Genomic DNA, 13,156 nt, shown 5'->3' with positions numbered 1-13,156 from the left:
GCCATGGCGATCAAACAACTGATAAAAAGCACCAGTGGCTGGCTCTATCTCAACTCGCCGGTGGGCCGTCAGCAGTTGCAGGGCGCGGGGGTGATTCTGATGCTGCACCGCGTGCTGTCGAATGACCGCGCCGCCGACCTGCCGCACCGCAATGAACTGTGCGTCGGACCGAAAGCGTTCGAGCATTTGCTGGTGTGGCTGCGCAAGCATTTCGACTGCGTGCCGCTGATGGAAATTCTCCAGCCCAACGCCCTGCGCAGTGAACGCCCAAGGGTGGCGCTGACCTTTGACGATGGCTGGCGTGACAACGCCGTCAACGCCTTCCCGTTGCTGCAGAAACACCAGGTGCCGGCGAGCATTTTCCTCTCCACCGATTTCATCGGCAGCCGCCAGCGCTTCTGGTGGGAAAGCCTTGGCGAAACCCTATGGGGCAGCCATGGCGATAAAGCACGCATGCACCTGATCGAATGCCTGCATGCGCGCAAACATCCGCTGCCGGTGCTGCTTGATGACATCGATGTCGAGCGCCGCAGCCTGGCGCTGCTGCATTACCTGCAAGGGCTGAAAAGCCTGGCTCCGCAGGAGCTGGAAGAACTCACCGACGAATGCCCGAAGGACTCGCTGCCACAGGCACTGGACTGGCATCAGGTGCGGGCAATGGAAGCCTCCGGTCTGGTGCGGTTCGGCCCGCACGGCGCCAGCCACGCAATCCTCACCGGTCTCGATGATGCGCGCCTGAGCGAAGAAATCCGCCGCAGCCGCGACGCATTGAACAACGGCTGCAACCGACCTCTACCGGTCTATTGCTACCCCAACGGCGACAACGATGATCGCGTTCGCCAGCAGGTCGCGGACCACGATTACCCGTTTGCGCTGGGCACCGGCACCGGGATCTATCGCGGCGACGGCGATCCGCTGAACCTGCCGCGTTTCGGCGTCAGCCAGCGCACCGCGCGCCATCCGCAATTGCTGTCTTGGCGGATCTACCGGGGAGCGCGGCCATGAGCCGAGGCAACTACCTCAAGCACCTCGCGTTGAGCATGGGCACCAAGCTGGCGATGATCGCCTTGCGTTTGCTGCGCAACGTCTTGCTCGCGCGGATTCTCGGCCCCAGCGAACGCGGCCTGTTCGCCCTGCTCAGCACCCTGCCTGACCTGATCAGCGCGGCCACCAGCGGCGGTTTGAATTCGGCGGTCGGTTATCAGGCGGCCAAGCAGCGGCCGATGGGTTTGCTGCTCAGTCAGGTGCTGGTGTTCGGCTGTCTGCTGGCCGGTTTGCTGACTTTGCTGGTGGTGGCGCTGGTACGCGAATTTGGCACGCAACTGGACGTGACCACGCAACTGGGCCTGCTCGCCTGGCTGTTGCTGCTGGCGGTGCCGTTGACCGTTTTGAAAAGCGGCCTGCTGACCCTGCACAACGCCTCGGGTGGCGTGATCGCGTTCAACGTCTTGCGCCTGATCGAATCGCTGGCGCCGCTGTTGCTGTTCGTCGCACTGTTCTGGATGTGGCAGAGCGCGGCGTTGGAGGCAGCGCTGATCAGTTGGCTGGCCGGTATCAGTCTGGTGGTGCTCGCCGGTTGGGTCTGGTTGAAGCGGGCGCAGCCATTGCAGCTGCAATGGGATCGCGCCAGCCAGAAGGAGCTGCTGCGCTACAGCGCGCGCAGCCATCCCGATCTGCTGTTCCAGCAAGTGACTTTGCGCTCCGATTACCTGTTTATCGGCGCCCTGCTCGGTAGCACCGCGCTGGGCCATTACGCCATGGCCAGCGCTGCTGCCGAATTGCTGTTGATCGTCCCCGAAGCGGTGACTACGCCCCTGATGAAACGCCTGCTGCAACAGGATGAAGGCATGGACAAGGTCACTCCGCTGGCGCTGCGCCTGACCGCGACGGTGATGCTCGGCGCCTGTTTGAGCATGGCCGTGATCGGCGAGTGGTTGATCGTCACCCTGTTTGGCGCTGCCTACCAACCGGCGTACCCGGCGCTGCTGGCGTTGCTGCCGGGGCTGTTGGGTCTGTGCTACGCGAGCATTCTGCGCCTGGACTTGCTGGGCAAGAATCGCCCCGGCTCGGTGTCGTTGTTGATGGGCCTGGGCGCGCTGCTCAATCTGGCGCTGAACCTGGTGCTGATTCCGGCCTACGGCATCGTCGGCGCCGCCGCCGCATCATCGATCGCCTATCTGGCGGTGACCGTGGCCATGCTCGTGCTGTATTGCCGTTTGAGCGCTGTGCCGTTCTGGCAAACCCTGATCATCCTGCCCCGCGACGTGCTGCCGATGTGGTCGATGCTGCAGAGGAAGCCCGCATGAAAGGCTGGTACCTGCTGTTCGGTCTCGGCCTGTCGCTGGACGCTTTGGCGGCGTCGATGCGCTGGGGCGAAATTCGTGACGGCAGTCTGTTTCTGCAAACCGATCAGCCTGACAGCGTGACCGTGCGCTGGACCCCGGCGTGGCAAGCGGATGCCAACGAAGAGCAACTGTACCTGCTCGACGGTCGCGGCAAATTGCTCGGCGAACGCTTGATCAAGGCCAGCGAAACCCGTGGCAGCCAGACCTGGCCGCTGCTGCCCGGCGCGGCGAGTTATCGACTGGAAATTCCCGGCTACAGCTTCCGCCACTACCGCATCGAACACGATGAACGCACCGTTGCCCTGTTTGCCCCGGCCAAAGTGCACTTCAGTGCCGAAAGCAAAAATGGCGACGTGCTGTATTTCAAAGTCGCGGCCGGTGAGCATGCAGTGCTCGCCGGCAAGTTTCACGGCGGCGTCACCGCGCTACAGGCGCAGCGGATCGGCGACCACCAGGCGCTGACTCTCGCACTAAAGCCCTATCGCGCCTATTGGCAGTTCGATCAGGTCGCGTTGCCAGTCAGCCCCCGCGAGCAGGTCTGGCGCCTGCAACTGCAGGGCAGCGGCAAAGCGGCGTTCTGGCTTGATGGCACGGCTAATCTGTTTGCGCAGAATCCGCAGCAACTGCAACCGCTGCGCGAAGAGGTCGGAGATGTCCGGCTGGTGCTGCATGACAAAGTCCTCGGGCGCACGCCGGATCTCGGTATCGCCCTGCCCTATGTGATGCCGCCCGCAGCCAGCCACGCGCTGCTCGATGCGCTGAAGCCGACGGCGGCGAGCTATTACAGTTTCGTCGACGTCACGGCGCAGAATCCGCAATTCGAAGACGCATTCCGCCGGGTCTATCAGCAGCGCTTCGGCATTCGCAACGACATCACCCTGCTGGCCGGCAGTCAGCGCCAGGCCGATCTGCGCGCCGACGTGCAGAGCAACAGCGGCCTCGACGCCTGGCTGGCGAGCACCCGCGCGCTGGGCGGCAACGGCATGCACTACATCGGCTTTGCCGACGAACCCAATCTCAACTATTCCAGCTACGGGCAATATCAGGCGATTTTCACCAGCATGGCCCGTCAGGTGCGCAGCGACCCGGCGAATGCCCGCGCCGGTGTGCGCATCGCCATGCCGGCCAGTTCGCGACTGGTCAACGGCCCGTTCGCCGATAACGCGGCGGACAAGCGCGGAATCGATTGGGCACGGCGCCTGCTCAGCGAGTCAGCCGATCAGGTCGATGCACTGGCCTGGCATGAATGGATGATTCGCGATCTGCTCGCCACCCGCGTCTACCGCGACAGCGTACGCCGTGCCGCCGAACTGGTCGGCCGCGACGCCAATGGTCAGCCGCGCAAGGCCTTGCTTCTCGATCAGACCAACCTGTCCAGCGGCTCCAGCCTCAGCCCCTACGATCAGGAAACCCACTACACCTCGCTGTGGTGGGCGTCGGTGGTGATCAACGCCTCGCAGGACGGTTTGCTGAGCATGCTCAACTGGTTTCAGGCCGCTGACGAACCGCATTACCCCAAAGGCATGTTGCGCGTGTTGGACGACGATCGCTTCGAGCTGAAACCGGTCGGCCTGGCCCAGCAATTCATCGCCCGCCACTGGCTGCACCAGGTGCTGCAACTGGACAACGATGCCTTTGAGGTGGATGTGCTGGCGATGGCCGGCGACGAGCAGCGCACGTTGCTCGGAGTGAACAAAGGTACGCGCCTGCAACGCGTCGATCTGAGCGGCGCCCGATGCCCGCTCAACCATGGCGCCCTGCGTTACTTCGGCGCCGACAATCGCAGCCGCGACGCACCGTTTGCCTGCGACAACGGGCGCGTGCGTTTCGAACTGCCGGGGCAAACCCTGTTTGCCCTGCGCTGGAGCGCTTCATGAGCCGCCCTTCGATGCTCTGCCGCGCGGTCTTGATGCCGCGCATGGCACCCTCATCAGGAGAAGAGACCATGGATGTTTTGCAAAAACTCAGCGGACATATTCGTCGTAAAGGCCTGCGAGCGACCTTGGGCAAGATCCGCAAACTGTACATTTTTTCCCATCAGCAACTGCTGTGGATGGAGCGCGACCTGGTCAGCCCGGTGCCGCCGCACAGGCTCAAACCCTATCCGCCGCTGCGCGTGGTCAGGATCACCGCGGACAACGCCAGCGCTTTCGCGCGTTACTTTGGCGACCGGGTCGGCACGATGGCCGAGCTGGCCAAAGAGGGCCACACCGGGCACATGCATGTCGACGAGCAAGGCGATGCCGTGGCGTTTATCTGGGGCACGCCGCGCAGTTATTTCGATCGGCACTACTACGGCTGCCGATTCCCGGTGAAGCCCGGCGAGTTCTTCGAGTTCGGCGGCGAACTGGCCCGGGCCTACTGGGGGACAGAGCTGTCGGTGGACCTGCAATTGCGCCTGTGGGAAGCCATGGCCGCCCAGGGCTGCCGAAAAGTGGTCGATGTCTGTGAGTCGACCAACATCCCGGCACTCAAGCTGCATCTGCGCATGAGCTATACCGAACAACGGCGGATCATGAATATCTACACGCTGTTCGGCCGCTGGCGCTTCTATCGCGAAACCCGCTACAGCGGTTCGCGCCTGGCGGCGCTGGGTAAAACTTCCCGTCCACCTGTCAACGCAACGGCGGCCTGAACCTATGGTGATGCGATTCGAATGGCGCACGTCCCTGTGCGCCGCCGACTTCCCGGCAACCGCGTATGAAACGCTGCGCCTGGGCGTGACCGACCATACGCCGTTCAACAATCTCGGCTGGTTATGTGCGGCGGAACAGGCTCTGGGTGAGGATCAGCGCCTGCACATTCTGCTCGGTTGGGAAGCCGCAGAACTACGCCTGTGCCTGCCGCTGGTAGCCAGCCGCGAGCGCTTCGCCGGCGTGCCGTTTCGGGTCTTGCATCACTTGGGTTATCCGCTGGCTGATCGTCTGGCCCTGCTGTCGTTGCTCGGCGGCGCGGACATGCACGAGGCGCTGCTGTTGATTCGCCAGCGCCTGCCCCATGCGCTGCTGCAACTCAATGAGTTGTCGGAGCCTGCGGGTGAAGAAAGTGCCGTCACCGCATGGATGGCGCGCAGTTCTACGGCCGAGCGACGCCTGAGCTGCCGGGTGCCAGTGCATCTGATCAGCGAAGCCGACCATCAGGAAGTCTCCGGCGACCCGCGCTACAAACTGCGCCGGGCACGCAAACGGATTGCCGCGTGCGGTGCGCAGATCCGCCGGATTACCCCGGATGCGCTGAGCATGGCTGCCTTGTTGCAGACCATCAGCGAAGTCGAGGCGGTGAGCTGGAAAGGCGATGAAGGCGTCGGGATTTTCGCCACACCGCGCAGTCGCCAATGGATCGAACGCGCCTTCACCGCCCTCGCCGGCCAAGGCATGGTACGCGTGGTGATGCTCGAGCTGAACGGCCGCTGCATCAGCTATCGCCTCGGCCTGCTCGAACAGGGCCGGCTCTACGATTACAACCTCGCCTTCCTGCCGCAGTACGCCGACCTGGGCAGTGGCCGGGTGTTGCTGGAGGAATGGATTCGCTGGGGCCTGGACGAGCACTGGCGCTGGATCGATGCCTCGCGGGTCAGCCTGGAAAACTCCAGCCATCAACTGCACGAACGCATGACCGGGCAATTGGAACACTGGCGCTGGAGTTTCTATTCGTGGCGCCCAAGTGGGCTGGCATTGGGTCTGGCGCTGCGCATCTGGTATCGCTGCAAGCCCGCCGTGCAGCAGTGGCGTACCAGGCGCGCCAACAAAAAATCTGCAGCACTGGTGCAACCTGTCGCAATCACTCCGGAGGGCGGCCATGCCTCGCCAAGTCATAGTCAACGCTGATGACTTCGGTCTCAGCGCCAACGAAAACGCAGTGATCTTCGCTGCCTTCCAGTGCCGGCCTGATCAGCTCGGCCACGGCCATGGCCAACATGCCGGCGTTTGAAGCCGCCTGCACCATGGCCCGCCATCCGACGCTGCAAGGTCGGATCGGTCTGCACTTCAACCTGACCTACGGGCGCCCGCTGAGCCAGGCGATCCTGGGGCGGCGGACCTTTTGCGATGGCAACGGCGTGTTCGACCTCAACCTGCCCCGCCACAGCCTGTGGCTGAGTCGCGCAGACCGTGACGCGGTGCGCGCCGAGTTACAGGCGCAGTGGCAACGCTGCGTCGATCACGGCATGCGCCCGAGCCATATCGACTCGCACCAGCACGTACACAACATCTGGCCGATCGGCGAAGTCGTCGCGAAGTTTGCCGCCGAGCAAGGCGTACCGATTCGGCTGGCGCGCAACCTCGGGCACAACCTCACGTTGCCCAAGCGCCTATTCAAGGGTTTGCTCAATGGCCGTTTGCAGAGTCTGGCGCGGGTCACCGCCGATTACGTCTGCACCCCGGTGGACCTGCGCAATGCCAGCGTCCCCAGCGACGGCGTGCTGGAAATCGTCGCCCACCCGACCCGCCTCGGCGTCGATTTCGGTGATGCCTATCTCGACTCCGGCGAGTCTTTGAGCGAGGTAATCGAACAGGGTTTGAGAGGCGTCGCGCGAGTCTCGTATGCCGACCTCAATCGAGAGGAAACGCAGGGCGCTACGGCGCTCGAATGAATCACCGCTGTAACGACACTCACCACAACATCCGGGCAAAGACCCTGGAGGGGCATCATGAGCATCATCACCAAAGTGCAAGATCGCATCAGACAGAAAGGCCTGGGCCGCACCGTCGGCACGTTGTGGAAACGCTACGTGTTCTTCCACTGGGAACTGCTGTGGATGGAGCGCGACCTGGTCAGCCCGGTACCGCCACACAAACTGCGCCCGTATGAAGGCCTGCGCAAAGTCGACATCACCCCGGAGAACGCCGTGGCGTTCAGCAAACACTTCGGCGACCGTGTCGGCACCATGGCCGAACTGGCTGCCGAGGGCCACACCGGGCACATGTACCTGGACGCCGATGGCCACGCCGTGGGCTTTATCTGGGGCAGCATTCGCGACTACCACGACCGCCACTATTACGGCTGCACCTTCCCGGTCAAACCCGGCGAGTTCTTCGAATTCGGCGGCGAAATGATCCGCGCCTACTTCGGCAGCAGCCTGTCGGTGGACGTGCAGGTTGCACTGTGGCAAGCGATGGCGGCGCAGGGTTGCACCAAGGTGGTCGACGTTTGCGAAACCCACAACATCCCGGCGCTTAAACTGCATATCCGCATGGGTTATCAGGAACAGGGCCGGGTGACCCACGTTTACTGCCTGTTCGGCCGCTGGAAATTCTTCCGCGAAACCCGCTATGAAGGCTCACGCCTGGATCCGCTGCGCAAACCGGGCCGGCCGGTGGTAAGTGCCGCGGCCCAGGCTTGATCCGGCCTTGTGAAATGTGGCGGTCGCAAGGCCGCCATCGCGAGCAGGCTCGCTCCCACATTGGAATGCGTTTCCCTGTGGGAGCGAGCCTGCTCGCGAAGAGGCCAGCCGTCGCAAAAAAGGTTCTCAGGCCTTGCTTGCCACCAGGCTAAAGCACATCGGCAGCTGCGCCTGCTGGTTCAGGTAGCAGTCATACACCTCTTCCCGGTTCGAATGCGCATATTCCTGAAAATCCACAATGCTCAGCCCCGCTCCAATGGCGCCGCTGAAGATCGCGCCCAGCGTATGCACGAACCAGTACGACTTTGCCGCCGGCTGCTCGACTTTACCTACGTAAACGATCGGCTCTTGCTGCACAAACGGCTCGACACGGAAATACGAGCTGGCGAGGCGGAAAGGATCTTCAGCCTGCGGATCAACCATTTCCAGAAACGGATGGGTTTCGTAGATCACCAGCTTGCCGCCGGGCTTCAGCACCTGCGCGACATGGCGGAAGAATTCGCCGATGTCAGGCATCCAGTTGAGTACCCCGATGGTGATCAGGGCGACGTCGAAGCGGTTATGCAGCGATGCGGGCAGATGGTGGATGTCGCTCTCGACGAGTTCGGCATTGTGCGGCGAGCGGCTGTTGAGCTCGCGGGCCTGCTCAAGAAACGCGGCCGATTGATCGACGCCGACGACACTGCGCGCACCCAGCGCAAACAGCGACAGGCTCTCCCGACCGTTATTGCAGCCCAGTTGAATCACGTCTTTGCCGTCGACGTCCAGCAAACCACGCAAGGTGTCGTCAAGGCAGCAAAACTCCCCCTGCGCAACATCGCTGAGCAATGCCTGCCAGTCCGGTGAATCCTGATGATGACGGGCGGAATCGTTCCACGCCTGTCGATTGCTTTCGATGGCGGTTTTGGGGTTGGGCACTTCCATGGCGCTACTCCGGGTGAGGCTCGTGATTGAGCGGCGTGAGTGTAGAACAGACGCGGGGTGGCGGTTGTTCCAATGTTGTAATCACACTGCGCAGTCCTCTTCAGCGAGTCCTACAGAAAAAGGAAGGAACTCGAGAAACCCCAACCGTTTTCCTACATCTTCCGTCGGTTGGCCGTCGGAAGCGCTCAGTCTAGGATTTGTCGAACTACAAGTACTCATGGAGCTCGACCAAGATGCAGTTCATCCAGACAACGACGACAGCAATCCCTGTACCGAATAGACTGCCAGGCATTGATCCCGGAGGCACTATGGACGGCAAAATCTTTCCCGACGATTCAGGGTTTGAAAGCGACGAGCAGGCTGCCAGTCATGATCGCTGGTTGCGAGCCAAGGTGCAGGCGTCCAGAGATGATCCCCATCCGAGTCTCCCCCATGAGGACGTGATGGCGGACATGCATGCCTTGATCGAATCCATGCGAAAAAAGGCCGATGCAGATTGAGTGGCGGCCCGAAGCCAAGGCCGATCTTTCGAACATCCTCAGATACATTGGCGAGAGAAACTTTGCAGCCGCAGTGAGTCTCTCGAAATCCATCGAAGAATCCACAACCTCACTCTCCGTTCATCCCCATCTCTACCGTAAAGGTCGATCTCCCGGCACCCGGGAAATCGTTGTACATCCTAACTACGTAGTGATTTATGAGGTGACGGATCGAATCGAGATACTTAGCGTTTTGCATACCCGACAGGAATATCCATAAAGACATCGCAGGAAAAAACGGTAGGACGTTCGCCCGATCGATAACACGCCGTTTGCCCAGCAGGCCCCACTATCAAAGATTCACATGACTCTGGTTAAGCCGCTCACGCAAAAACTCCACCAGCGCCTGTACCGGCCGCGAAGCCTGGCGATGCTGCGGATAAACCGCTGACAGGGTCAGTGGCTCCGGGCGTAAATCATCCAGCACGGGCACGAGGCGCCCATCCTTCAGCGCCGCACCGACGATGAAGGTCGGCAGATAGGTAATGCCCATCCCCTGCACCGCCGCGTCTCGCAGCAGTTCGCCGTTGTTGACGCGCATGCGGCCGGTGACGTTGATAAGTAGCGGTTTGCCCGGCGCTTCGTTGAAACGCCATTGCACCGAGCGCCCGTGGCCGTAAGGCAGGCAGTCGTGGCTGTGCAGGTCTTCGGGTTTGAGTGGTGTGCCGCGTTCGGCGAGGTAGGCCGGGCTGGCGCAGTAGACCCGTTCGATGCTGGCGATACGTCGGGCGATCAATGTCGAGTCCTCCAGCACGCCGATGCGCAGGGCCAGGTCGTAACCTTCGCCGAGCAGGTCGACCGGGCGATCGCTCAGATCCACTTCGACGGTGACTTCGCGATAACGCTGCAGGAATAGCGGTAGCAGACAACCCAGATGCGCCACGGCAAACGACAACGGCGCGCTGAGGCGAATCGTGCCGCGCGGCTCGGCGGTTTCGCCGGCGATGCCCTGCTCGACCTGTTCCACCTCACCCAACAAGCGCAACGCCGATTCGTAATAGCTCTGCCCCAGCGGGGTGACGTCGAGGCGGCGGGTCGAGCGATTCAACAAGCGCACACCGAGGCGCTCTTCCAGTTGCATCAAACGGCGGCTGACGAACTGCTTGGACAGCCCCAACTGATCGGCCGCGGCGGTGAAGCTGCCGGAGTCCATGACCTGGCAAAAAATACGCATGTCTTCGAACGGGTTCATTGTCACTCTCTGGTGGACAGTTAAACGCTTTATAGCCGCTTTTTCGCTTCTCAGCAGCCCATTAATCTGTGCTCACGGTTTGAAAACAACCCTGAACACAAAGAGCTGCCGAAGGCAGCCATCTGATCGTTGGGACGCGGAGCGTCCCCGGCTGCATTCCCACGCAGAGCGTGGGAACGATCAGATCGCAGCCTTCGACAGCTCCTACATCACACATTCAAAAATGGAATTGAACATGAGCATCAAGAAAACCCTCGCCGCATCCCTCCTCGCCCTGTCCGTCAGCAGCGCTTTCGCCGCTGGCAGTCCCGGCGTCGAACACAACACCCAGGCGTTCCTCGATGCCCTCGCCGCTGGCGGTGGTCGTCCGCTGGAGCAACTGAGCCCGAAGGACGCCCGTGCAGTGCTGACTGGTGCCCAAGCTTCGGTAAAGGTTGATCTGTCCGGCGTGGAAGTCAGCGACAAGGCGATCAAGGTCGACGGCCAGACCATCAACCTGAAAGTGGTGCGCCCGGCCAAGGTCAAAGGCGAGTTGCCGGTGTTCATGTTCTTCCACGGTGGCGGCTGGGTGCTGGGTGACTTCCCGACGCACCAGCGCCTGATCCGTGATCTGGTGGTCGGCTCTGGCGCTGTTGCGGTGTATGTCGATTACACGCCATCGCCGGAAGCGCAGTACCCGACCGCGATCAATCAGGCTTACGCCGCGACGAAATGGGTGGCCGAGCACGGCAAGGACATCGGTGTCGATGGCAAACGTCTGGCGGTGGCCGGCAACAGCGTCGGCGGCAACATGGCGGCGGTCGTGGCGTTGATGGCCAAGGAGCAGAAAACCCCTGCCCTGCGCTTCCAGCTGTTGATGTGGCCGGTGACCAATGCGCAATTCGACGACGGTTCTTACCAGCAATTTGCCGAGGGACACTTCCTTACCAAGGGCATGATGCAGTGGTTCTGGGACAACTACACAACCAACCCGGCCGAGCGTGCGCAGATCCATGCCTCGCCGCTCAAAGCCAGCGCCGAACAGCTCAAGGGCCTGCCCGCTGCGCTGGTGCAGACCGCCGAGTTCGACGTGCTGCGTGACGAAGGCGAAGGCTATGCGCGGCATCTGGATGCAGCCGGCGTGCCGGTGACTTCGGTGCGCTACAACGGCATGATTCATGACTTCGGCCTGCTCAATCCGCTGAGCCAGATTCCGGAAGTCAAAGCGGCGGTGCGTCAGGCGGCGGCTGAACTGAAAACCCACTTGCAGCCTTAACCGCAAGAGATCGCAGCCTTCGGCAGCTCCTACAGGAAAACGCATTCCAAAGTAGAAGTTGTCGCAGGCTGCGATCTTTTCATTTGCAGCCATTGCGGAGCTTCGGTCATGACCCTTTTCTACGCCCACCTGCTGTCCTGGAGCGCCGTCCTGTTGCTGCTCGACGCCGCACTCTGGCACTTCTCGCCCTTCAGCCATCGCGCGCCGCGAGTCGGCGTGCGTCTGGCACTGTTTCTGGCGTTCAGCGCGCTGGTGATCAATGCCGGTGTCAGCCCCTTGCAGGCGCCGCTGTTCGCCGATGATCGTGTGGCGCAGCTGGGTGCGACGGCGCTGGGGATTCTCTGGTGGTTGTACGCAGCACGGGTGCTGACCGAAGTGATCGGCCTGGCGCTGATGCGCCGCATCGGTCACAGCGGTCGCTTGCTGCAGGATGTCATCGGTGCGCTGGTGTTTCTGGTCGCGATTGTCGCGGCGGCCGGTTACGTGCTGGAACTGCCGGTCAAAGGTCTGCTGGCCACTTCCGGGGTGGTCGCCATCGTGGTCGGTCTGGCGCTGCAAAGCACCCTCGCCGATGTGTTTTCCGGCATCGTCCTCAACACCACCAAGCCGTATCAGGTGGACGATCTGGTGATGATCGACGGCGTCGAAGGCAAGGTCTTCGATATCGACTGGCGCGCCACGCACCTGCTGACCAGCGCCGGCACCATGGCCGTAGTACCGAACTCGGTGGCGGCCAAGGCGAAAATCGTCAATCTCAGCCGGCCGAGCAACATGCACGGTGTCTCGATCAGTATCAAAGTGCCGAACCACATTCGCCCGCGTCGGGTATTGGATGCCCTTGATCGCACTCTGCAGGGCAGCAGTTCGCTGTTGCTCAGCCCGGCGCCGAAAGCCGTACTCAAAGAAGCCGGCGAAACCATGTCGGAATACGTTGCCAGCGGTTTCATCGCTGAGCTGGGCAAGAAGAGCGAAGTGCGCAATCAACTGTTCGACCTCGCCCACCGTCATCTCGAAGCGGCGGGTATTTCGCGCCATCCCGACGGAGTGATCGAACCGTCGAGCCGCGCCCGTGCGTTGCTGGATGAAGTGAAGATTTTCCGCTCGCTGAGCAGTGAGGAACGTGATCGCCTCGCTGAGTCGATGGTCGCGCAGCAGTACACGGCGGGTCAGGTGGTGCTGGATCTGGACGAGGTGCCGGACAGTCTGTTCGTGATCGCCACGGGCGTGGTCAGCGCGACGTTGCCGGACGGCAATGGCCAGATCGAGGCCGGGCGCATGGGGCCGAGCGAAGTCATGGGCGAACAGAGCATTCTTGCCGATACACCGTCGCAGGCGACGTTCACAGCGCTGACGTCGAGCATCATCTATCGTCTCGACAAACAGTTGACCCGTGAGTGCATGGACAAGCGCAGCGAAGTCGGCCGGGCCTTGAACAAGTTGCAGGCGGTGCGTCAGCAGAACAGTCGCCTCGCGTTGATGGCCAAACCGGTGGCGGTGAAGAAAGGTGGTTTTTGGGGTGGTTGCAAAAACGCTGATCTGAAACTTTGAAGATCAAAAGCT

General features: G+C 61.9%; 11 protein-coding genes and 2 pseudogenes. 11 read left to right on the top strand and 2 right to left on the bottom strand.

The genetic code is table 11. The features are described 5' to 3' along the window. Positions 1 to 3 precede the first annotated feature (3 nt). From AB4O12_RS04925 to AB4O12_RS04895, 7 genes and pseudogenes are all read left to right on the top strand, one after another. A complete protein-coding gene (locus tag AB4O12_RS04925; protein WP_041478593.1) occupies positions 4 to 1,005 on the top strand; it encodes a polysaccharide deacetylase family protein in 1,002 nt (333 codons plus the stop codon). Continuing rightward, a complete protein-coding gene (locus AB4O12_RS04920) occupies positions 1,002 to 2,306 on the top strand; it encodes an oligosaccharide flippase family protein (RefSeq protein ID WP_460060551.1) in 1,305 nt (434 codons plus the stop codon). Before AB4O12_RS04925 ends, AB4O12_RS04920 begins: the two co-directional genes overlap by 4 nt. Beyond that, a complete protein-coding gene (locus AB4O12_RS04915) occupies positions 2,303 to 4,222 on the top strand; it encodes a hypothetical protein (protein ID WP_460060549.1) in 1,920 nt (639 codons plus the stop codon). The genes AB4O12_RS04920 and AB4O12_RS04915 overlap by 4 nt, the downstream gene beginning before the upstream one ends. A gap of 68 nt (positions 4,223 to 4,290) precedes the next feature. Continuing rightward, on the top strand, positions 4,291 to 4,980 hold the full coding sequence (locus tag AB4O12_RS04910; protein WP_150635728.1) for a GNAT family N-acetyltransferase: 690 nt from the start codon (positions 4,291 to 4,293) through the stop codon (positions 4,978 to 4,980). 4 nt (positions 4,981 to 4,984) lie between these two features. After that, on the top strand, positions 4,985 to 6,172 hold the full coding sequence (locus AB4O12_RS04905; protein ID WP_095179527.1) for a GNAT family N-acetyltransferase: 1,188 nt from the start codon (positions 4,985 to 4,987) through the stop codon (positions 6,170 to 6,172). After that, positions 6,144 to 6,936: pseudogene (locus tag AB4O12_RS04900) on the top strand (carbohydrate deacetylase). The gene AB4O12_RS04905 and the pseudogene AB4O12_RS04900 overlap by 29 nt, the downstream one beginning before the upstream one ends. A 57-nt stretch (positions 6,937 to 6,993) precedes the next feature. Beyond that, positions 6,994 to 7,686: a GNAT family N-acetyltransferase gene (locus AB4O12_RS04895; RefSeq protein ID WP_041478587.1), complete on the top strand. Its 693-nt coding sequence runs from the start codon at positions 6,994 to 6,996 to the stop codon at positions 7,684 to 7,686. Between the two features lie 126 nt (positions 7,687 to 7,812). On the opposite strand, the gene AB4O12_RS04890 is transcribed toward AB4O12_RS04895, so the two are convergent. Continuing rightward, complete coding sequence (locus AB4O12_RS04890) at positions 7,813 to 8,610, bottom strand: class I SAM-dependent methyltransferase (protein ID WP_460060545.1); 798 nt, start codon at positions 8,608 to 8,610, stop codon at positions 7,813 to 7,815. A gap of 308 nt (positions 8,611 to 8,918) precedes the next feature. Here AB4O12_RS04890 and relB point away from each other — a divergent pair, with 308 nt between their 5' ends. After that, complete coding sequence (gene relB, locus AB4O12_RS04885; RefSeq protein ID WP_095180272.1) at positions 8,919 to 9,110, top strand: type II toxin-antitoxin system RelB family antitoxin; 192 nt, start codon at positions 8,919 to 8,921, stop codon at positions 9,108 to 9,110. Further along, on the top strand, positions 9,100 to 9,369 hold the full coding sequence (locus tag AB4O12_RS04880) for a type II toxin-antitoxin system RelE/ParE family toxin (RefSeq protein ID WP_082228561.1): 270 nt from the start codon (positions 9,100 to 9,102) through the stop codon (positions 9,367 to 9,369). The genes relB and AB4O12_RS04880 overlap by 11 nt, the downstream gene beginning before the upstream one ends. Before the next feature lie 72 nt (positions 9,370 to 9,441). On the opposite strand, the gene AB4O12_RS04875 is transcribed toward AB4O12_RS04880, so the two are convergent. After that, positions 9,442 to 10,341: a LysR family transcriptional regulator gene (locus tag AB4O12_RS04875; RefSeq protein WP_024012435.1), complete on the bottom strand. Its 900-nt coding sequence runs from the start codon at positions 10,339 to 10,341 to the stop codon at positions 9,442 to 9,444. Between the two features lie 235 nt (positions 10,342 to 10,576). On the opposite strand from AB4O12_RS04875, the gene AB4O12_RS04870 reads away from it, so the two are divergent. Next, complete coding sequence (locus tag AB4O12_RS04870; RefSeq protein ID WP_236169328.1) at positions 10,577 to 11,596, top strand: alpha/beta hydrolase; 1,020 nt, start codon at positions 10,577 to 10,579, stop codon at positions 11,594 to 11,596. A 108-nt stretch (positions 11,597 to 11,704) separates the two neighbouring features. Beyond that, positions 11,705 to 13,131, top strand: a pseudogene (locus AB4O12_RS04865) (mechanosensitive ion channel domain-containing protein). Positions 13,132 to 13,156: the final 25 nt, after the last annotated feature.

Source organism: Pseudomonas sp. S2_A05, from assembly GCF_054668485.1.
Note: the sequence above shows the minus strand (reverse complement) of the source record. Positions and strands in the feature narration are given on the sequence as shown.